This is a genomic window from Sphingomonas sp. CFBP 8765, from assembly GCF_014841445.1.
In the GTDB taxonomy this organism is placed as follows: Bacteria; Pseudomonadota; Alphaproteobacteria; order Sphingomonadales; family Sphingomonadaceae; genus Sphingomonas; species Sphingomonas aerolata.
On sequence record NZ_JACYTY010000002.1, the window covers coordinates 685,555 to 705,036 of the forward strand.

At 69.5% G+C, this 19,482-nt stretch carries 18 protein-coding genes; 6 read left to right on the plus strand and 12 right to left on the minus strand.

Annotation, left to right across the window (positions count from 1 at the left end):
* Positions 1 to 25 precede the first annotated feature (25 nt).
* From IFT87_RS07825 to IFT87_RS07835, 3 genes are read left to right on the plus strand one after another with little or no spacing between them, the layout of a single operon-like run.
* Entirely contained in the window at positions 26 to 1,315 is a 1,290-nt protein-coding gene (locus IFT87_RS07825; protein WP_192008028.1) for a cytochrome c, read from the plus strand.
* Positions 1,312 to 1,803: a (2Fe-2S)-binding protein gene (locus IFT87_RS07830; protein ID WP_192008030.1), complete on the plus strand. Its 492-nt coding sequence runs from the start codon at positions 1,312 to 1,314 to the stop codon at positions 1,801 to 1,803. The genes IFT87_RS07825 and IFT87_RS07830 overlap by 4 nt, the downstream gene beginning before the upstream one ends.
* Positions 1,800 to 4,022, plus strand: a complete 2,223-nt coding sequence (locus IFT87_RS07835; RefSeq protein ID WP_192008032.1) for a molybdopterin cofactor-binding domain-containing protein — start codon at positions 1,800 to 1,802, stop codon at positions 4,020 to 4,022. Before IFT87_RS07830 ends, IFT87_RS07835 begins: the two co-directional genes overlap by 4 nt.
* A 38-nt stretch (positions 4,023 to 4,060) precedes the next feature.
* On the opposite strand, the gene IFT87_RS07840 is transcribed toward IFT87_RS07835, so the two are convergent.
* The 8 genes from IFT87_RS07840 to IFT87_RS07875 form a co-directional block, all read right to left on the minus strand.
* Entirely contained in the window at positions 4,061 to 4,426 is a 366-nt protein-coding gene (locus IFT87_RS07840; protein WP_031395307.1) for a DUF4440 domain-containing protein, read from the minus strand.
* Positions 4,427 to 4,576: 150 nt separating this feature from the next.
* On the minus strand, positions 4,577 to 7,447 hold the full coding sequence (locus IFT87_RS07845; RefSeq protein ID WP_274602528.1) for a TonB-dependent receptor domain-containing protein: 2,871 nt from the start codon (positions 7,445 to 7,447) through the stop codon (positions 4,577 to 4,579).
* A 151-nt stretch (positions 7,448 to 7,598) separates the two neighbouring features.
* Positions 7,599 to 7,919: an HNH endonuclease gene (locus IFT87_RS07850; RefSeq protein WP_037531130.1), complete on the minus strand. Its 321-nt coding sequence runs from the start codon at positions 7,917 to 7,919 to the stop codon at positions 7,599 to 7,601.
* A 31-nt stretch (positions 7,920 to 7,950) separates the two neighbouring features.
* On the minus strand, positions 7,951 to 8,448 hold the full coding sequence (locus tag IFT87_RS07855; RefSeq protein ID WP_037531117.1) for a metallophosphoesterase family protein: 498 nt from the start codon (positions 8,446 to 8,448) through the stop codon (positions 7,951 to 7,953).
* Positions 8,445 to 8,957 carry a peptide-methionine (S)-S-oxide reductase gene (locus IFT87_RS07860; RefSeq protein WP_192008033.1) on the minus strand — a complete coding sequence of 171 codons (513 nt, stop codon included), beginning with the start codon at positions 8,955 to 8,957 and terminating at the stop codon, positions 8,445 to 8,447. Before IFT87_RS07860 ends, IFT87_RS07855 begins: the two co-directional genes overlap by 4 nt.
* Complete coding sequence (locus IFT87_RS07865) at positions 8,954 to 9,757, minus strand: SDR family NAD(P)-dependent oxidoreductase (protein WP_037531123.1); 804 nt, start codon at positions 9,755 to 9,757, stop codon at positions 8,954 to 8,956. The genes IFT87_RS07860 and IFT87_RS07865 overlap by 4 nt, the downstream gene beginning before the upstream one ends.
* A gap of 10 nt (positions 9,758 to 9,767) precedes the next feature.
* Positions 9,768 to 11,306, minus strand: a complete 1,539-nt coding sequence (locus tag IFT87_RS20855; RefSeq protein WP_192008034.1) for a GMC oxidoreductase — start codon at positions 11,304 to 11,306, stop codon at positions 9,768 to 9,770.
* Positions 11,303 to 12,661, minus strand: coding sequence for an alpha/beta hydrolase (locus IFT87_RS07875; protein ID WP_192008035.1), 1,359 nt, complete (start codon positions 12,659 to 12,661; stop codon positions 11,303 to 11,305). The genes IFT87_RS20855 and IFT87_RS07875 overlap by 4 nt, the downstream gene beginning before the upstream one ends.
* A 172-nt stretch (positions 12,662 to 12,833) precedes the next feature.
* On the opposite strand from IFT87_RS07875, the gene IFT87_RS07880 reads away from it, so the two are divergent.
* On the plus strand, positions 12,834 to 13,598 hold the full coding sequence (locus IFT87_RS07880; protein ID WP_192008036.1) for a hypothetical protein: 765 nt from the start codon (positions 12,834 to 12,836) through the stop codon (positions 13,596 to 13,598).
* 37 nt (positions 13,599 to 13,635) lie between these two features.
* The gene (locus tag IFT87_RS07885; RefSeq protein WP_192008038.1) at positions 13,636 to 14,649 is read left to right on the plus strand and encodes an alpha/beta fold hydrolase; all 1,014 of its coding nucleotides are present in this window, start codon (positions 13,636 to 13,638) and stop codon (positions 14,647 to 14,649) included.
* Between the two features lie 12 nt (positions 14,650 to 14,661).
* Here IFT87_RS07885 and IFT87_RS07890 read toward each other — a convergent pair whose 3' ends face one another.
* Positions 14,662 to 15,618, minus strand: coding sequence for an alpha/beta hydrolase (locus IFT87_RS07890; protein WP_084215291.1), 957 nt, complete (start codon positions 15,616 to 15,618; stop codon positions 14,662 to 14,664).
* Between the two features lie 842 nt (positions 15,619 to 16,460).
* On the opposite strand from IFT87_RS07890, the gene IFT87_RS07895 reads away from it, so the two are divergent.
* Positions 16,461 to 16,628, plus strand: coding sequence for a hypothetical protein (locus IFT87_RS07895; protein WP_157840578.1), 168 nt, complete (start codon positions 16,461 to 16,463; stop codon positions 16,626 to 16,628).
* Positions 16,629 to 16,645: 17 nt separating this feature from the next.
* On the opposite strand, the gene IFT87_RS20860 is transcribed toward IFT87_RS07895, so the two are convergent.
* The 3 genes from IFT87_RS20860 to IFT87_RS07910 are packed head-to-tail and all read right to left on the minus strand — an operon-like array spanning position 16,646 to position 19,479.
* Complete coding sequence (locus IFT87_RS20860; protein WP_192008040.1) at positions 16,646 to 17,815, minus strand: AMP-binding enzyme; 1,170 nt, start codon at positions 17,813 to 17,815, stop codon at positions 16,646 to 16,648.
* Positions 17,812 to 19,101, minus strand: a complete 1,290-nt coding sequence (locus IFT87_RS07905; RefSeq protein ID WP_192008042.1) for a sensor domain-containing diguanylate cyclase — start codon at positions 19,099 to 19,101, stop codon at positions 17,812 to 17,814. The genes IFT87_RS20860 and IFT87_RS07905 overlap by 4 nt, the downstream gene beginning before the upstream one ends.
* A gap of 9 nt (positions 19,102 to 19,110) precedes the next feature.
* Positions 19,111 to 19,479: a phosphonate transporter gene (locus tag IFT87_RS07910; protein WP_037530251.1), complete on the minus strand. Its 369-nt coding sequence runs from the start codon at positions 19,477 to 19,479 to the stop codon at positions 19,111 to 19,113.
* Between the last annotated feature and the right edge of the window lie 3 nt (positions 19,480 to 19,482).

The window sequence follows — 19,482 nt, forward strand, 5'->3', positions numbered from 1 at the left end:
CGGCGACGCAAGGGGCTAGGCGAGGATGAGCCGGCCCGGGATCAGGCGCATCGTCGTCATCGCCGCCGTACTTCTGGGCCTGTGCGGGATCGCGTTTGCTGCAATCGCTTACCGGCCCGCCATCGCCCGCGTGACGCGCGCCGATCCCCGGCAGTTCGATCCCGCGCTGGTCGCGCGCGGTGGCAATCTGGCACGGCTTGGCAATTGCGTCAGCTGCCATCAGGCGGCGGGCGGGCGTCCCTATGCGGGCGGCTATCCGATCAAGACGCCGTTCGGGACGATCTACGGCAGCAACATCACGCCCGACTCCGCGACCGGGATCGGATCATGGTCGCCAGCCGCGTTTCGCCGGGCGATGCGCGAGGGCGTCGGGCGCGACGGCAGCCATCTCTATCCGGCCTTTCCCTATACGCATTATGCGGGCGTGGCGGACGGCGATGTGGACGCGCTCTACGCATTCCTGATGACCCGGCCGGCGGTGCGCGCGGTGCCGCCCGCGAACCGGATGATCCCGCCGCTCGGCTTCCGGCCGCTGCTGGCGGGCTGGAAGCTGCTGTTCTTCGATCCGCAGCCGGTGGTCGCCGATCCGCGCCAGTCGGCCGCGTGGAACCGGGGGCGTTATATCGGCGAGACGCTGGCGCATTGTACCGCCTGTCACAGTCCGCGCGGGCTGTTGCAGCAGGAGAAGCGCGGCGACCGGGCCTATGACGGCGGCTGGTCGGGCGGCTGGTATGCGCCGCCGATCAACGCGCGCTCGCCCGCGGTCCGTGCCTGGACCGTCGAGCGGCTCGACGCCTATTTCCGGACCGGGCTCAGCACCGCGCACGCAGCGGCCGCGGGGCCGATGGGGCCGGTCACCTATAATCTGGCGCGCGCGGCGCCGGCCGACGTCCGCGCGCTCGCGACCTATTATGCGTGGCAGATGCGCGCTGCGCCTGCCGCGCGGGCCGAGCCGCGGCTGCCCGATCGTCGCGCGCTCGCGAGGCAGCGGCATCCCGAGGGCGCGGGGCTGTATGACGGCGCATGCGCGGTCTGCCACGAGCCGGGGGCGGCGATGATGGTCGCCGGGCGTCCTGCGCTGCCGCTCGGCACGCCGCTGCACGAGGCGAACCCGCGCGACACGATCCAGGTGATCCTCAAGGGGCTGAAACCGCCGGTCGCGCCGCGTGGGCCCTATATGGCCGCCTTTGCCGATGCGCTGGACGACCGGCAGGTAGCCGAGATCGTCGCCTATCTGCAGGTCCGGCACGGGACGGGACCGGCCTGGCCGGACCTCGAGAAAGACGTCGCTGCGGCGCGCAAGGAGGGTGAATGATCGACCTGACCGTCAACGGGGCGACCGCGCACGTCGATGTCGATCCCGCCACCCCGCTGCTCTATGTGCTGCGCGACGATTTGCGGCTGCATGCCGCCAAGTTCGGGTGCGGGCTAGGGCAATGCGGCGCGTGCACCGTGCTGGTCGACGACCGGCCGGTCTTTTCCTGCCTGCTGCCCGTCGGTGCGGTCGGTACGCGCACGGTCACGACGGTCGAGGGGCTGGGCAGCTCGGCGGCGCCGGGTGACGTGCAGCGCGCGTTCCTGCACGAGCAGGCGGCGCAGTGCGGCTATTGCATCCCCGGGATGATCGCGCGCGCCGAGGGGCTGTTGCGCAAGACGGTCACGCCGACCGAAACCGAACTGCGCAGCGCGATGGCGCCGTCGCTCTGCCGGTGCGGGACGCATATGCGGATCCTGCGCGCGGTGCGGCGCGCGGCGGTGATGCGCGGCGGCGGGGTGGTCGAGCCTGCGGAGCCGGTGACGTGAGCGGACAGGCGTCGCGGCGCGACATACTCGGCGGGCTGCTGGTCGCCTTCGCGCTCGCGCCGACGGCCGGGCTGGCACAGACCGGCGGCGGCGAGGGCAGCGGCGGACCGCCGACGGTTGCGCCCGATTTGCCGGGGACGCTCGCCAAATTCCCCGATCTCGACGCGTGGATCCGTATCGGTGCCGATGGCCGGGTCACGGTGTTCACGGGCAAGGTCGAGCTCGGCACCGGTGTGAAGACCGCGATGGCGCAGCTGGCCGCGGACGAGCTTGATGTCGCGATCGGGCGGGTCGACCTGATCACCGCGGATACCGCGCTGACCCCGAACGAGGGCGTGACCGCGGGCAGCCAGACGCTCGAGCAGAGCGGGACCGCGATCGCCAATGCCGCCGCCTGTGTCCGGCTGCTGCTCGCCGAGACCGCGGCGGCGCGCTGGGGCGTGGCGGCTACGACGCTGTTCACGCGCGACGGCGTCGTGCTCGACGGGCAGGGACGGCGTGCGACCTATGCCGAGCTTGCCGCGTCGACGTCGCTGGCGGTGCGCGCGCGCGCCGACGTGCCGCGCAAGCCCGTGGCGGCGCGGCGGCTGATCGGACGACCGGTGCCGCGCGTCGACCTGCCCGCCAAGCTGACCGGGCTGCCGAGCTATGTCCAGGACATGCGGCTGCCAGACATGGTGCATGCGCGCGTCCTGCGCGGGCCGTCGTCGGGGACGCGGCTGACGCCCGATCTTGCCGCGCTGCGACGGCAGCCGGGCGTCGCGCGGGTCGTGCAGGTCGGGCGGTTCGCGGCGATCGTCGGTCCGCGCGAATGGCCGCTCGAACAGGCGCTGCGCGTCGCCAATCAGGGCGCATGGGCACGCTACGCGGCCGTGCCCGCGCTGCCGCCGATGCCCGACGGATTGCTGGAGATGCGGCGCGAGAGCAAAGTGATCGACACGCGTCGCGACGCGGCCGCTGCGCCGGGCGTGCGGCGGCTGTCGGGGCGGTACGACCGGCCGTATCTGATGCACGGTGCGATCGGGCCGTCCTGTGCGGTGGCGCTGATGGCCGAGGGACAGCTGACGGTCTGGACTCACAGCCAAGGCGTCGAGCCGCTGCGCACCGCGATCGCCGAGCTGGTCGCGATGCCCGCCGACCGCGTCCGTTGCGTCCACCGCGAGGGGGCGGGCTGTTACGGGCATAATGGGGCGGACGACGTCGCGGGCGATGCCGCGCTGATCGCCCGCGCTATGCCCGGCGTGCCCGTCCGGCTGCAATGGAGCCGCGAGCAGGAACATGGCTGGGAACCGCTCGGCCCGGCGATGCTCGCGCAGATCGACGCGACGCTGGATGCGTCGGGACGGATCGTCGACTGGCGGCATCAGGTGTGGAGCAACACACACAGCACGCGGCCCGTCGCGGCGGGCGACCTGCTTGCGGGCGTGGAGGTGGTGCCGCCATTCACGCCGACGCCGCCCAAGCCGATCCCGCAGCCCAATGGCGGCGGCGATCGCAACGCCATCCCGCTTTATCGCTTTGCCAACCAGAGCATCGTCAGCCATTTCCTGCCCGACATGCCGGTGCGGGTGTCGGCGCTGCGCGGGCTGGGCGCGCATCTGAACATCTTCGCGCTCGAAAGCGCGATGGACGAGCTGGCGGCGGCGGCGGGGCGCGATCCGGTCGCGTTCCGGCTGGTGCATCTCGACGATCCGCGCGCTGCAGAAGTGATCCGGCGCGCGGCGGCGCGGTTCGGGTGGAGCCGCTACCGGCCCCGGCCCAATCGCGGGCGGGGCTTCGCCTTTGCACGCTACAAGAACCACGGCGCCTATTGCGCGGTCGCGCTCGATGTCGAACGGATCCCCGACGAGGGGCGGCTAATCGTCCACCGTGCGGTCGTCGCGGTCGACAGCGGCGAGGCGGTCAATCCCGACGGCATCCGCAATCAGGTCGAGGGCGGGGTGCTCCAGTCGCTGAGCTGGACCGCCTACGAGGCGGCGGGGCACGACGGTGCGCGCCGGACCGATTATGACTGGAGCGGCTATCCGATCCTGCGGTTCGCAGACGTGCCGCGCAGCGTCATCGTCGAGGTGATCGACCGGCCGGGTACGCCGTTTCTGGGCACGGGCGAGTGCGCGCAAGGGCCCACCGCCGCCGCGCTCGCCAATGCGCTGGCGGCGGCGACGGGGGTCAGGACCAGGAGCATGCCGCTGGCGGGGGGGCTGGCGACGCGCTCCTGATCACCGGCGGTCACGGGGCGACCGCCGTATCGGTCGGGTCAGGCGCCGCCGGCAACCGGGGCGAGCGTCTGCTGGTGCTGGACCACGCGCCATTCCTCATGCTCGAGCCGGCGCATCGTCGTCGTGCAATAGGCGGTATAGCCGGTTGCGCCTTCGCGGCTCGCCTCGGCCTTGTAGGCGATCGCGATCAGGCCTTCCTGCGGGCGCATGATCTGCTGTTCGCTGAACCGGACCTCCGACCAGCGCGGCGTGTCCGCGACCGCCTCGATCGCCTGCGCGCCGGTCATCACGAAGGGCTGCTCGGGGAGCACCATCACGCATTCGTCGTCGATCAGCGTGTGATACTGGTCCGCGTCGCCCGTCCACAGGCTTTCTTCAAATGCCCAGACTCTGGTGTCGTCCATTGCTCGTCTCCTTCTGTCGGGGTCGAGCGCGGGGACGGCCTACTTCGTTCCTCACAATCGGTGAGACGAGGGTCTTTTGGCGATCGGAGCATCCTATGTTTCCGACGCCTGTGTGGCTGCCGACCGACGCGCCGGTCGGCAGCCCTCGTCCTACAGCCCGTAGGAGAGCCGCAGATAGCCGAACCGGCCCGGGATGTCATAGGTCGTCGGGTCGAAGTTGTTCAGGCTGCAGCTGAAGCAGGCGGGGGGATCCTTGTCGAAGACGTTGTTCACGCCGAAGGTCAGCGCGAGCTTCGAATCGAGCCAGGCCGGCCGGAACTGGAGCTGGACGTCGCCGTAGAGGCGGCTCTTCAGGGCGTTCTCCGCAGCGATTTCGTCGACATTGTCGATATAGCGTCCGGTGACGCTCGCGGTGACCGGCCCCACCGACCAGTCGATCGTGCCCAGTCCCTTGAAGTGCGGATAGGTCTGATCGGGCGAGCCGCGTTCGGTGCCGACATAGTCGGTCGTGACGAAGCCGTCGGTCGCGGGCGTCCGCTCGCTATACTTGAGCAGATAGTTGCCCGAGACGTAGAGGCCGAAGCGCCCGGCGCCGGTCTCGCCCGAGCGGACCGTCAGCGTCGCGTCGATGCCCTTGGTGCGGATGCCGCCGGTGTTGAGCAGCAGGCCGTTGATCGCGGTCACGATGCCGCTGGGGGCACGCCGCACCGCCGCGCAGCTGAGCGCGTCGCCGGTCTGGGCGCAGCGGCTGAGCAGCACCTGGGCCGGGATCGACGCGATCGAGTCGTCGACCTTGATGTCGTAGTAGTTGACCTCGAGGCTGAGCGCCGAGAGCGTGCCGCCGCGGGCCCAGCTGGGGCTGTAGACGCCGCCGAACAGCAGCGTCCGGGCGGTTTCGGGTCGCAGCTCGCTGTTGCCGCCGGTGAGCACCGGCAACTGGCCCGAGGGTTCGGCGTAGCTGCCATTACCGGGGACGCCGTTGGCGACGCAGTTCGCGCGGACGGTCGGGTTGGACTGGAACAGCCCGCCCGCGGCGCTGGTGCAGGGATCGTCGATCGAGGCGTCGAACCGCGACTGCGCGCCGAACAGCTCGCCGATCGACGGTGCGCGCAGCGATTCGGCATATTGGCCGCGCAGCAGCAGGTCGCTGACGGGCTTCCACAGCGCGCCGCCACTAAGCGTCGTATTGCCCCCGAAGGTCGAATAGTTCGAATGGCGGACCGCGCCGTTCAGCTCGAGCGAGGCGATGCCGGGAATGTCGCGCAGCAGCGGCAGGCGGATTTCGCCATAGACCTCGTCGACGTTGAACTTGCCGCTCGCCGCCTGTGCCGGGATGTCCGCGCCGAGACCCGCCTGGATGATCGGGTCGGGCGTGAAGCTGCCGAACTGATAGCGATGCTCATAGCCGATCGCGATGCCGACCGGCCCGCCGGGCAGATCGAACAGCTCGCCGGAGACGTTGGCGGTATAGTCGTTCAGCTTCTGGCGGCTGCGGTCGCGTTCGTCGAAGCCGATATAGCCGAGCATCGCCGGGGTGATCGAGCCGACCCCGCCAAAGAAGTTGAACGGCACGCATTCCCCGGTGCACTGGCTGATCGGGCCGATCGCGCGGGCGAGGCGTGCGGCGTTGATGTTGCCGGTGAACAGCTGCTTGGCATCGTTATAGCCGATGACCGCGCTCGCATCCCAATACCAGTTGTGCCCGAACATCTGGAACTTGCCGTCCAGCGTGCCGGTCAGCGACATGGTGTCGACCTGCTGGCTGTAGGTGCGCTGCCCCGCCTCGACGAGGCGGCGGAAGATCGCGGTGTAGTTCTGCCCGGGGACGAGCGTCACGCCGAACGGGTTGAACGGGTTGGTCGCATCGACCGAGAGCGTGTCGAGCATGTTGCCGTTGCCGACGTCGGGACCGATGCCGAGCGGGAGGAACGCCGCCTGGTTCTGCGAATTGCGGCGGTTATAGACCGCCTTCACGCGCAGGTTGAGCGCCTCCGAAAACTCGGCGCGCGTGTTGACGAAGCCGCCGAACCGCTCGACCGGCGTCAGGAAATAGTTGAGCGGCGCGAAGTTGAACCGATCGGCGGCGGTGAACGCCTTGAAGTCACCGGTCGCGAGCGTCGGGTCATAGACCGGGCGGCCGCTGGCGACGGGGCCACGCAGCGTGATGTTCTGGCCGTTCACCAGGAACCGGCCGAAGGGCGTGAAGCTGGAGCAGCCGCCGATGGGTTCGGCGCAGCTGGTCTGGCCCGGATTGGGGAATTGCGAGATGTCGCGATCGGCGGCGCTGACCGATTCCTGCTTGGTGTAATAGCCGCCCGCGACGACGTGCACGCCCTGGCTGCCAAAGCCGTAGCTCAGCTGGTAATCCTGCGTCTTGCCGTCATTGTCGCCGAGATACTGGCCATATTGCGCCGATCCCTTGAACCCCTTCTGGTTCTGCTTGGTGATGATGTTGACGACGCCGGCGATCGCGTCGGACCCGTATTGCGTCGAGGCGCCCGATTGCAGCACCTCGATCCGTTCGATCATCGAGGACGGGATCGAGTTGAGATCGACCGTCGCCGGGATGCCGCTGGCCGACGCGCCGTTGACGAAGCGCAGTCCGTCGACGAGCACGAGCGTCCGCTTGGGGCCGAGATAGCGCAGGTCGAGCACCGCGGAGCCCGCGCCGACGCCGCCGCCATCGGGCGGGTTGCCGAAATTGCCCGAGCTGTTGAACTTCGAATTGAGGCCGCCCGACGAGGCGGGCAGGCGTTGCAGGATGTCCGCGACGGACGACAGGCCGGTGCGCGCGATCGCGTTCTCATCCACGGTGATGACGGGCGATGGCTGATCGAGCGGGTCGCGGCGGATGCGCGATCCGGTGACGATGATGTCTTCGGTGGGGGCCTCGGTCGCCGCGGGGGCGGTGGGCGTCTGGGGGTCGGTCGCCAGTTGCGCCGCGGCGCCATTGGCCGCGATCAGCAGGCCCGCGCCCATCGCCATCCGCGACGAGCGCATCATCCATTTCGTCCAACGCATTTCTGTCCCCCTTGTGACACCCCGTTTTACGGCGGTGCACCATGGTTACGACGAAAATGGTTTTTATGACCATATGTTGCTGCTCCGTTACGATCAGCAATGGTAAATTGCGAAACGGGTGTTGCTTGCGGGTTACACCACCAAGGTCCGTTCAGGGGGTGCTGCGCTTTCGCGTGGGGGCGCGGAAGTCGGGGGGCTTGTCGACGATCCAGCGCAGGTAGCGGGCGATATCCTCGCGCGCGCGGAGCTGGTCCATCGTCGCGTAGCTGGTGGCGAGGTCGCGGTTGGCGACGAAGGCGTGGATGGTGCGGTGGCAGATCGGGTGCACCGGCACGGTCTGTGTACCGCCCTCGCTCTTGGGGACGACGTGATGGCGCTCGACGCGGTGGCCGAGCGGGCGGCCGCAGAGCGCGCAGGGCGGGTCGTCCGCAGCCTGCGCGGTCCGTGCCGCCGCCTCGGCCAGTCCGGCCATCCGTTTCACGCGCCCGCCCATTCCGCTGCCCCTATCGCCGGGGCCTGAGCAGGCTGTCGAGCCGGACCGGCGCATAGTCGTGACCGTCGACATCGACGCCGACGTCGAACTGGCGGAGCATCGGCTTCAGCCGGCCGTGGCTGTGCCCGTGGAGATTGATCGCGCCGCGGTGCTGGCCGTTCCAGCTGCGGAATGGGTAATGACACAGGACGAGCCGCCGGTCGTCGAGCGTGATCTCCGCATAGTCGGCGACGCTGGTCCAGCCCGGCGCCGCCAGTGTCGCATCGGGATCGTTGTTGCCGCGCAGCAGGTGCTTGGTCCCGTGCAGCCGCGCGAGCAGCCCGGCCACGTCCGCGGGGCGACGCGCGACGTCGCCAAGGTGCCACACCACGTCCTGCGGCCCGACGACCGCGTTCCACCGCTCGATCAGCGCTGTGTCCATCGCGGCGGTGTCGGCGAACGGTCGGCGCGCGATGTTGATCGTGCGGTGGTCGCCGAAATGCGTGTCGGCGGTGAAGAAGACGCTCACGCGCGCGGCTCCGCGGGCAGGGCGACGGCGGCGAAATGGGTGCGGATATAGTCGAGCTTGGGATCGATATAGCGGCGGCAGAAGGGCCGGTCGGGATCGGTCCGGTAGTAATTCTGGAAGCGCGCGTCCGAGGGCCGGAAGCCCGTGCACGGCAGGACCAGGGTGCGGGCCGGTGCCGCCGTCTCGGCTGCGAACCGGGCGATCGCGGCTTCGGCGTCGGGGCGCTGGCCGTCCTCGAAGACATAGATGGCGCTGCGATAGCGTCCGGCGGGAGAATAGCCGGATTTCGCCGAATGCGTGCGCAGATGCACCTCGGCCAGTGTCGCCAGGCTAATGGCGGCGGGGTCGAACGTCACGATGACGCCCTCCGCCCAGGCGTCCGACGGGGCCTCGGACTGAAGGAAGCCCTGCTCGACCGCCTGCACGCCGCGGAGCGCCTGAAAGACGCCCTCGGTGCACCAGTGGCACCCGCCGCCGAACCCGATCCGGTGCACGCGCTGTTCCGTCATCCGGCGATCGTGAACACCGAGCCGGAATCGACGCGTATCCCTGCACCGTTGATGAAGCTCGCCCGCTCCGAGCAGAGGAAGGCGACGGCGGCGGCGACCTCCTCGGCCTTGCCGCGGCGCTTGAGCACCATGCCCGGGCGTTCCTCTTCGAGGAAGCTGTCGATCGCCGCGTCGAAGCTTTCGCCGCGTTCCTCGGCACGCTTGCGCATCATCTTGTCGGTCATCGGCGTGGCGATGAACGCAGGGGAGACGGTGTTCACGAGGACATTGTCGCCGCCATAGGCCTTGGACAGCCCTTTCGCGAGCGCGAGGATCCCCGCCTTCGACGCGCAATAGGCGAGTTCGTCGACATAGGGCTGCACCGCATCCTCCGACGCGAACAGCACGATCCGGCCCCAGCCGCCCTTGCGCATCGCCGGGATCGCCTCGCGGCACATGCGCACCGCGCCCATGAGGTTGATGTCGAGCGTCTGCTCCCAGCCGGCATCGTCGACGTCGAGGAAATCGCCGGTCGCGCCCGTCACGCCCGCGGCGTTGACATAGATGTCGGGATCGCCGAGCCGCTCGCGCACCTCGGCCCAGATCGCGCGGACATCGTCGAGGCTGGTGACGTCGCCGGTCACCGCGACGACCTCGCCGAGCGGTGACAGTTCGGCGAGCGCCGCGTCGAGCGTGCCGCCCGGCTGATCGGTGATCGCGACGCGCACGCCGGCCTCGAGCAGCAGCCGCGCGGTCTCCTTGCCCATGCCGGAATCCGCGCCGCTGATCAGCGCGATGCGCCCCTTGATACCCAGATCCATGTGAAACTCCTCAATCGTCGGATGCGAGAAAACGGTCGGCGGTGCGCAGCGACAGCGCCATGATCGTCAGCGCGGGATTGGCCGCCAATGCGCTGGGAAAGATGGAATTGTCGCAGATCCGCAGGTTCGCAATGTCGAAGCTGCGGCCGTCGGAATCAACCACTGCGGTGTCGCCGTCATGCCCCATGCGGCAGGTGCCGATCGTATGCGCCGAGCGATCGACCGCGAAGATGTCCTGCGCGCCCGCCGCCGCCCAGATGTCGCTAAGCGTGCGCCGCGCGTGGCGATCGATCGCCTGTTCGTTGGCGTGATAGCTGAAGTCGATCCGCGCCTTGCGGTGGCCGAAGGCGTCGACCTCGTCGGCGAGCGTCAGCCGGTTGTCGGCATGCGGCAGGCATTCGCCGTTGATGCCGATCCCCGCCATCCGGTTATAGCCGCGCAGGAGCGTCTGGAGTCGTTCGCCCCAAAGGCCGGCGCCGCGGGCGAGCCCGGTGGCGAGGTTGACGGGGAGCACGCCGAGGCTCTGGATCAGATAGCCCCCCGCGCAGCCGGCATCGCCGGGGCGCATCATGTCCTCGCTGATCAGCGACGAGGGATAGCCGCGGTTCATCCGCATCTCCGCGTCGAACCGGCCCCAGATCTGGGTCGCGACATGCGCCATGAAGTTGCGTCCGACCTGACCGCTCGAATTGGCGATGCCGAGGTTGAGCAGCAGCCGCGGCGTCTCGATACCGCCCGCACAGAGGAAGACCGCGGCGCAAAGCTGGCGATGCTCCTGCCCATTCTGGCTGTACACGACCGCGCTGATCCGGCCGCGGCCGTCATAGTCGAACGCGACCACGCGCGCGCGCGCGCGGATCTCGGCCCCATGCGCGACCGCGAGGGGCAGATAGGTCGTGTCCATGCTCGTCTTGGCGGCGTTGCGGCAGCCCTGGTGACAGGCGCCGCAATTGACGCAGGCCTGGCGCTGTCCCCAGTGCGGCTGGTCGCGATCGCGCGAGACCAGGGCGGCGGGGGCGTCGGTCGCGGTGATGCCGAGCGCCGCGCAGCCGCGCGCCATGGCGTCGGCGGCGGCGTTACGCGCGACCGGGGGATAGGCGTAGCGGCGGGTGGCGTCCCACGGATAGTCGGCCGGGCCCGAAACGCCGGTGAACGCCTCGACCTCCGCGATGTACCGGGTCAGCTCGGCTGAATCGATCGGCCAGTCGGCGCCTTCGCCGGTCAGCGTCTTGAGCCGCAGGTCGCGGGGATCGGGACGCGGGCAAAAGGCGCCCCAGTGCAGCGTCGAGCCGCCGACGCCCATGCCTGAATTGTTCGACCCGAACGCGGTCGGCGTCGATCCGCCGCTCAGCCGTTCCTCCATCCAGTAGATGTCGGCCGCGACCTCGTCGGCGACATGCTCGTCGGGACGGAAGGCGCGGCCCGCCTCGAGCGCGACAACCGACAGGCCCGCCTGGGCGAGCCGGGCGGTAAGCGGCGCACCGCCCGCGCCGGTGCCGATCACGACCGCATCGACGACGTCATTCGCACCATGCTGCCTCGTCGTCACGCCCCGCGCTCCTGCGACGGGCGCTGCCACGCTTCGGGATCGTCGGCGCCGGTGCGGGTATAGCCCTGCTTGCGGGGACCATCGCCGCCGACCGCAAAGCCGTCATAGCCGATCGCGGCCATCGTCGCGGGCTGCGCCATCCATATGCGGACAGTCTCGGCGCGGACATCCTCGAACCAGAGCCGCATCTGCACGGGCGACAGGCGGGTCGCGTCCTTCTCGATGCCGACCGTGCCGCCGGCGATGCGATCGAGCCAGCCGTCCTGGTCGGGATCGGCCAGCGAGACGAAACCGCCCGTCGCCGTATCGAGCGTCGCGAGCCCGCGCGACCACGCGGCGCGGTCGTCCGGCAGCTCGGCGAAGCGCCAGCCGTCGCCGACACCCTGCGCGACCGAGGCGAGGATGCGACCCGCCAGCGCACGGTCGGCGCCGCAATCGGGGAGGATCCGGGCCACCAGCGCCGCGACGGTTGCATGGTCGGCGTCGTCCCATAACGCGGTACCGACGGGCATCGGGTAGATTCGGTCGAGCATCGCGGCGCGCGTCCCGCTGCTGACGCGATCGGAGTCGAGCAGCCGGGCGAAATCTTCGGGCAGCGCGGCCATCGTCGCCAGTGCCGCGTGCTCGCGGATCAGCGCGGCGAGCGCGCGGGGCTGTTCATAGGGGATGAGGTGCGCGGCACCCTGGACGACGCGCATCCGGGCATTGGCATAATGCGGCAGGTTGAGCCGGCGCTGCGCATCCTCGCCGAGATCGCCGTCTTCGGTCCCGGCAATGATCAGCGCGGGGAGCGCGAGCTGTCCGACCGCGGCAGCCCAGTCCTCGCGGCTGCCGCGTTCGAGCCAGCCGAGCCAGGCCGCGCGGTTCGAGCGTCGCACGTCGTCGATCGCCTGATCGCGCAGGGCCTCCGGGAGCGTCTCGGCGCTGTTGGCATCGACGAAGGTTTCTGCATCGTCGCGCGAGGCCTGGCCATCGGCGAACCACCCGATCATCTCCGCCCGGCGTTTTTCGTCCATCGGTTCGGGCGAGGGGGGCGAGGCGGCGACGAGGACGACGCCGAGAATGTTCGCGAGACGCGGCTCGCCCGCGGCAGCGCGCGCGGCGACGAGCGTGGCGATCTTGCCGCCCATGCTGTGCCCGACGAGCACGCAGGCGGTAAGGTCGCGGGCGCGGATTTCCTGCGCCAGCCAGTCGGTCATCGTCCCGACATCGGCATGCCCCGTATCGGCCGCGTCGCCGAACCCCGGCAGATCGAGCGCGACGCAATCATGGTCGGACAGGTGATCGGCGACCTGCTGCCATTCGCGCGCGCTGGCGCCAAGAGCGTGTAAAAACAACAAGGTGGGTGGGGTCATGGGGCCTCGCGAAACTGACCCCTACCGGACGATGCAGGCGCGGAACCGTTCCATCGCACCGGCCGTCGTAATTGACATAGATCAATTTGACGTCGATCTGCGATCACTTTGGCTGCGTCTGTCGCACCGCGCGGGTCTGGACCGGGCGCGCAAAGACCGGCATCCTCGCGCGATGGACGACAATAGCGGTCAGCGCGCCCTGATGATCGACCGTGCCCGCAGCGTCGCGGCAGGGTTCGCCGATGTCGGGCTCACCCAGGCCGAAGAGCTGCTCCGGCGGCTGTCTCCCGAGGGCCGCGAGCAGGCGCGGCGCGAGCGCGAGGCGAGGGCGCGTCGGCAGAAGCGGCTGATGGTCCGGCTGGTCCTCGCGGCGATCGTGTCGCTGCTCGGCGGCGCGGCGTTCGCCGCGGTCCTGCCGGCGATGCTGGCGCTTGCCGTCGCAGCGGCGCTGATGCTGTTGCTGGTGATCATGATCGTCGCGCAGGCCGATCCGCGCGCGCCGGGACGCGAGGCGCTGGTGGAGACCGAGCTGGCCGGGCTCGCCGAGCAGGCGGGGATCTGGCTCGCCGCGCAACGCCGCGGGATGCCGCTGCCCGCGCTGCGGCTCGCCGATGCCCTGAGCAGCCGGTTCGAGGCGCTGGCGCCGCGCCTCGCCCGGCTCGATCCGCGCAGCCCGGCCGCGGCGTCGATCCGCAAGCTCGTCGCGGTCGAACTGCCCGCGCTGGTCGACAGCTGGCGGATGGTCAGCATTTCGGCGCGGCGCGAAATGCAGGCGGATGGCCGGACGCCCGACGATCACCTGATCAACGGGCTGCGGCTGATCGATGCCGAGCTCGCGCGCGCCGGCGAGTGCCTCGGGCGGAGCAGCCTCGATGAGATTGCGATCCAGGGGCGGTATCTCGAACTCAAATATGACGCGGACGGTCCGGGCCTGTAGGACGGGACACCTCGCCGCGGCCGGTCGTTAGAGGCGGATGATCCGTTTCAAAATCCCCGCCGCGATCGCCGCTATCGCCGCGTTCACCGCCTCCGCCACGCCGGGCCTTGCCCAGACCGTGCCGCTCGGCGCCAATCTCGAGCGCTTTGCCTACCCCGCGTCGCTCCGTTGGTATGACGGATCGTCGCAGGGGCAGGCGGTGCGGATGGCGTATCTCGACCTCGCACCGACCGCGCGCGCGAACGGCACGACGGTCGTGCTGCTGCACGGCAAGAATTTCTGCGCCGCGACCTGGGACGAGACCGCACGCGGGCTTGCGGGTGCAGGCTACCGGGTGATCGCGCCGGATCAGGTCGGCTTCTGCAAATCGTCCAAGCCCAAGGGCTATCAGTACAGCTTCAACGCGATGGCCGAACTGACCCGCGCGCTGCTCGACCGGGCCGGGGCGGGCAAGGTCATCCTGGTCGGCCATTCGACCGGCGGGATCCTCGCGACGCGGTTCGCGCTGCTCCATCCCGAGCGCGTGTCGCGGCTCGTGCTCGTCAATCCGCTCGGGCTGAACGACACGCTGGCGCAGGGCGTGCCCTATACCGATCTCGGCGCGTTGCGGACCGAGGAGGCGAAGACCGATGCCGCGTCGATCAAGGCGTATCAGCTGCGCAACTATTATCACGGGGAATGGCGCCCGGCCTATGATCGCTGGGTGGCGATGCTGGCGGGGCAATATGCCGGTCCCGACGGCGATGTCGTGCGCGATGCGCAGGCGCGGCTGTCCGACATGATCCAGACCCAGCCGGTCGCGGCCGAGCTGCCGCGGCTGGCGATGCCCGTGCGGCTGATCATCGGCGACCGCGATCTCACCGCATTCCGCGCGGGCAGTGCCCCGCCCGCGCGTCGTCCACAGGTCCAGACCGTGCCGCAGGCGGCGGTGACCGCGGCACGACGCATCCCCGACGCGCGGCTGATCCGCCTCGAGGGGCTGGGTCATGCGCCGCAGGTCGAGGCGCCGGCGCGGTTCCTGCAGACGCTGGAGGCGGCGATCGCGTCGTAAGGGGCGCGGTTATTACGCCGGCTTGATCCAGCCGTGCATCGCCATCCAGCGCGCGAATTCGTCGAACCAGCCGGTGCTCGTGGTCGTCTTTGGATACATGCCGAAGCCGTGCCCACCCTGTTCGTACAGGTGAAACTCGACCGGGCGTTTGGCGGTGCGCCAGCTGTCGATCAGGCCGTAGCCGGCATTGCCGAACAGCGGATCGTCCGCCGCCAGCGCGACGAACATCGGCGGTGCGTCGGCGGGCACCGTCATCGCGCCGAGCGGGCCGTAGATGTTGCCGATGAATGCGGGCTTCGCGTCCTGACCTGCCAGTGTTGTCGCCATCGTCAGCATCGCGCCCGCCGAAAAGCCGACCATGCCGATGCGCGCCGGATCGACGTGCCATTCGCCCGCCCGCTTGCGGACGAGCGCGAACGCCGCGCGCGCATCGGCGATCTGCGGCGCTAGGCCCGCCATCATCGCCGCGGGGTCCCGGCGTGGCGGGGTTGCGCCAGCGGAGGCACCAGCGGGAGCGGGACGCGCGAAGGTCTCGAGATCCGCCGGCGTCTGGTTCAGCCGGTATTTGAGCACGAACGCCGCGACGCCCCGCGCGGCGAGCGCGCGCGCCACGTCCCACCCCTCATTCTCCATCGACAGCGTGCGGAATCCACCGCCCGGCGCGACGATCACAGCGGTGCCGTTGGCCTTGGCGGGATCGGGCAGGACGGGGGTCAGCGTCGCGACCGTCACGTTGCGCGCGAACACGCTGCCATATTGGCTGTGCCAGGCTTCGGGGGCGGTCGCCCCGGGGAGCTTCCCGGTACCGAGGTCGATTGCGCCGGGCTGCGCGGGGATGGCGATCGACGCCATGGTGTCGGAGGACTGCGCCAGCGCGGGCGGGGCGACCGCGATCGTCAGGCCGACCAGCCACGCAAGACGACGTCCTGTCCCTCGAACGACTTGGTTGCCGCGACATCCGATGCGCATATCCGCTCTCCCCTTTTCGACTGTTTTCGGGATGATATCGATAGCGCTATCACTGCACAATGGTAGTCGGGCGCTTTTTCCGTGCGATCGGCGGTTGTGGGGAAGGTGAAAGGTGGGCGTGATAAATCACCGCTGCAATGCGCACAGAATTTGCTGCGGTGCGGCAATGTCGAAGGGAGTAAAGGCTCAGACCTTTGGCGAACATCCTTGCGAGCGATGGCGGGCGTTGCTGGTTCATCTGCCACGTCCGGCCGTCGGGTGAGTCTCGCTGGTCCGGCTGTACTTGCGTAGAGCGTCGGTCGCGATCGTCGATCCTGTAGAGACAGTGCGGACCGCGCCGCTCGCGGCGTGGCGAACCGCGTCCCCGCGCGGCGCGGGGCGCTGTGTCGGTTTGGGACAAGCCATTGCTCCTTTTGTAAGAATCTGAGCATGGGGCGGACGACGCGACGACAGCAGTGGGGCCGCAAGATGCCGGATTTCGCAAGAGACTGTTTGAAAGCCAGAAATGACGGCCGTATCGCCGCCAGCGATCCGGTCGCCCATCTCGCGCTTTGCCCCTATGACGAGATTCGCGATCCAGTGCTGCGCGCGATGTGGCAGGATGGGTTTGTTGTCACGCGTCTATATGGGTCAGAATCTTAACTCAGATTGCACGGCCGTGACGGCGACCGTGACGGCGGAAATCCGCGATGCCGATGCCGGAATAGTATCCGCAGCCGTGCAACGGCGCCCGGACATGCGCAACATCTCTGGCCAGTTAAGCAGCGTTTTAAGCAGGTTGCGGCCGGAAGCAGGCCATTTATCGTCACGGGACATCGTGAAGAGGAATGAACGGCAGACCCATGCCAGACCAAGACCCGACCCCCGACTATGAGCGGCTGACGATCGACGCGCTGGCCGCGGCCGCTGCTGCGAAGACGGACGAACAGCGCCACCTGCTCCTCGATCAGGCCGCGATCTACGCCGCGCTCGGCGAGAAGACCCGCGGCTATGCGCTGAGGGGGCGCTAGACGCCGGCGGGGCGGCATCAGCCCCAGTCTTCGAGCTTGCCCAAGACCGTGCGCGGCACCGCCGTGCCGAAGCGATAGGCTTTCGGACGTTCGGGATCGGTGAGCCGGTTCGCCGCGAATTGCTCGATCCGCGCGGACAGCCGGGCGGGGTCCTGACCGGGGTGCGGCACGACGAACGCCTTCAACCGGCCATTGCCGTGCAGCCGCACCGCGACGTCCGCGACACCCTCCATCGTCCGCAGCACGCCGGCGACGCGCCCTGGCCAGACATTGTGCCCGGCGACCTGGACCGCCCCGTCGCGCCGGCCGACCGGGCGAATGACGCGCTCGCCGAGACGCGCGACATGGTCGGGTAGGTCGTGGTGCCGGCCGTCGCAGTCGACGAGCCGCCAGTCATCCGGGTCGGCGGCGGTGAGCTGCCAGCGGGGCAGCAGATCATAATCGAGCGCGGGCAGCGTGCGCATCGCGATACCGCCGGTTTCGGAGGCGCCGTAGATATCGGCCAACCCGGCAAGCCCCGCCGCGAGCAGCACGGCGGCGATGGCGTCGTCGAGCGGCCCGGCGGAACTGATGCCGATGACATCCCCCGGCCAGTGGCGCATCATCCGCGACAGCGCGCGCCACTGGTCGGGCACCGCGACGACGAGGTCGCCCGCCTCGAGCGACAGCGGTGCGCCGATCGTCCGCACGGCGACGGGAATATCCAGCACGTCGGGCAGCAGCGCGGTCCAGACCAGCCCGTAGAGATGATCGGCGGGGACCAGTGCGACGACCCGGCGCCGATCGGCGAACCGTGTCGCGAAGAAGGCTGCTTCTTCAAGCAGGTCGGGGACGGCATGGACGCAGAGGCGCGGGCTGCCGGTCGAGCCGGACGTCCGCACCCCGATCCGGCCGGGGCCCTTAGCGTGCGCGCGCAGGATCCAGTCGGTCCAGGCGCCGACCGTCTGCGGCGGACCCTCGCCGAGCGTATCGTCGTCGAGGTCGAACGCCTCGGCCAGCGCGCCCAGCGCGCCGAGCTGCTCCATCGAATCGAGCCCGAGGCCCTCGTCGCCGATCGGCATGGTGTCGGGCCAGTCGCCGCGTGTTGCGGCGGGCGGCGCGGGATCGCGGAGCCGCGCCATCTCCGTCGCGACGACCGCGCAGGCGATGCGGTGCACCGCGGCGCGCGACAATCCGGGCCGGGTCACGCGGTCGCGGTCTCGCGCGAGCGGACCCGGTTCCGCCCGGCATGCTTGGCGGCGTAGAGGCGATCATCCGCGAGCGCGAGCAGCGCATCGATCGAACCGTCGGTTTCGCCGAGCGTGGCGCAGCCCAGGCTGGCGGTGACGTGCAAGCCACCGCGCGGCGTGTCGACCGCGATTCCGGCGATCGCCGCGCGCATCGCTTCGGCAAGCGCCGCCGCCTGATCCTCGTCATACCGCGGCAGCAGGACGCCGAACTCCTCGCCCCCGAGCCGCGCGAATATCCCGCAGGGCGGGAGCAGCGCGGTACACACATCGGTAACGCGGCGGAGCAGCGTGTCGCCGACCGGGTGGCCATGCGTGTCGTTGACCGCCTTGAAATGATCGAGGTCGAGAACGATCAGCGACAGCGATTGCCGCAGCTCGCGCCAGTGCCGCTGTTCGCGTTTCAGCACCTCGCCGAAATGCCGTCGGTTGGCGGCGCCGGTCAGGTGATCATGGTTCAACAGGCGACGCATGTCTTCCGCCGCCTCGCCACGCCGCGGCACGTCGCGCAGGATGACCGAGAAGCCGGAGGCGCGCGGCTCGCCCCGTTCGGATCGCGCGACGACGAGCCGCTGGCACCAGTAGCGCTCGCCATCCGCGCGCTGCTGCCATCCTTCCTGAAGATGCCAGCCCTCGCGCGCGGCGATCAGCAGCTGCTCGTCCAGGCGAAGATCGCCGCCGCTCGCCTCGGTCCCGCCGATCTCGGCGAGGTGGCGTCCGATGACATCGGCGGCGGCGTGTCCGGTCTGGCGGGCGAAGCAGGCGTCGGCGGACTGGATCTCGCCGCTGGGCGTGATCGTCAGCGCGGCATAATGGCTGACGCTGTCGAGCAGGGTCGCAAACCAGGTATCCGCCTGACGCAGCCGCGCCTCCTGGGCGACCTGCTCGCTGATATCGGACAGCGTCGCCATCAGTCGATCGGGGCCGAGCTTGACCAAGGTGCACGCCAGCACCTTGGGCGCGGTACCGCGTCGACGCGTGGCGAGATCGACGAAGATCCGGTGGCCGTCGCAGATCCGGCCCGTCGCCGGCGCATAGGCCGCGACGATGCTGCGCAATTCGGGCGCATGATGTTCGAGCGCGGCGAAGAGATTGCCGGGGTCGCGCGGCCCGGCGAGCGGCAGGAGATGCTGCATCGCGTGCGGGTTCATCATCGCGATCGCGCCGCTGCTGTCGCACTCGATCAGGCCGACGGGGCAGGCGTACAGAAACTCGAGAAGCTCTTCCTCGCTCGACCTATCGCTCATCGACGCGGCTTAGCGTTCGATGAGGATATAGCGGCGCGCAACGCCGGGTGCCGCCAGCAGACGCAGCCGGACCCTGGTCGGGCGCATCCGCAGCGTGAGGACATAGGGGACGATGTCGTCGATCTCGGGCTCGTCCTCGAACCGCTGCGCGACCATGAAATTGTTCATGCACTGCGCCACCGCATCGAAGAACGGCACGCCCATCACGGTCGCGGGATCCAGGCCCGACATCCGCGCCTCGGTCGCGTTATAGACCTGGACGAGCGTGTCGGCTTCGAACCCGACCACCCCGAACGGCAGGGTGTCGCGGTCCTCGACGCGCATCGTGTCGAGCTCGGGCAGCGCGACATTATCAAAACTGTATTGTTCCAGTACCATAGC

Bases quoted from the DNA above. Each gene is read 5' to 3' on its own strand.
- IFT87_RS07825 (WP_192008028.1), top strand. From the start codon at position 26: ATGAGCCGGCCCGGGATCAGGCGCATCGTCGTCATCGCCGCCGTACTT.
- IFT87_RS07910 (WP_037530251.1), bottom strand. From the start codon at position 19,479: ATGGTACTGGAACAATACAGTTTTGATAATGTCGCGCTGCCCGAGCTC.
- IFT87_RS07890 (WP_084215291.1), bottom strand. From the start codon at position 15,618: ATGCGCATCGGATGTCGCGGCAACCAAGTCGTTCGAGGGACAGGACGT.
- IFT87_RS07885 (WP_192008038.1), top strand. From the start codon at position 13,636: ATGATCCGTTTCAAAATCCCCGCCGCGATCGCCGCTATCGCCGCGTTC.
- IFT87_RS07860 (WP_192008033.1), bottom strand. From the start codon at position 8,957: ATGACGGAACAGCGCGTGCACCGGATCGGGTTCGGCGGCGGGTGCCAC.
- IFT87_RS07880 (WP_192008036.1), top strand. From the start codon at position 12,834: ATGGACGACAATAGCGGTCAGCGCGCCCTGATGATCGACCGTGCCCGC.
- IFT87_RS07840 (WP_031395307.1), bottom strand. From the start codon at position 4,426: ATGGACGACACCAGAGTCTGGGCATTTGAAGAAAGCCTGTGGACGGGC.
- IFT87_RS07850 (WP_037531130.1), bottom strand. From the start codon at position 7,919: ATGGCCGGACTGGCCGAGGCGGCGGCACGGACCGCGCAGGCTGCGGAC.
- IFT87_RS07905 (WP_192008042.1), bottom strand. From the start codon at position 19,101: ATGAGCGATAGGTCGAGCGAGGAAGAGCTTCTCGAGTTTCTGTACGCC.
- IFT87_RS07875 (WP_192008035.1), bottom strand. From the start codon at position 12,661: ATGACCCCACCCACCTTGTTGTTTTTACACGCTCTTGGCGCCAGCGCG.
- IFT87_RS07895 (WP_157840578.1), top strand. From the start codon at position 16,461: ATGCCAGACCAAGACCCGACCCCCGACTATGAGCGGCTGACGATCGAC.
- IFT87_RS07830 (WP_192008030.1), top strand. From the start codon at position 1,312: ATGATCGACCTGACCGTCAACGGGGCGACCGCGCACGTCGATGTCGAT.
- IFT87_RS07865 (WP_037531123.1), bottom strand. From the start codon at position 9,757: ATGGATCTGGGTATCAAGGGGCGCATCGCGCTGATCAGCGGCGCGGAT.
- IFT87_RS07845 (WP_274602528.1), bottom strand. From the start codon at position 7,447: ATGCGTTGGACGAAATGGATGATGCGCTCGTCGCGGATGGCGATGGGC.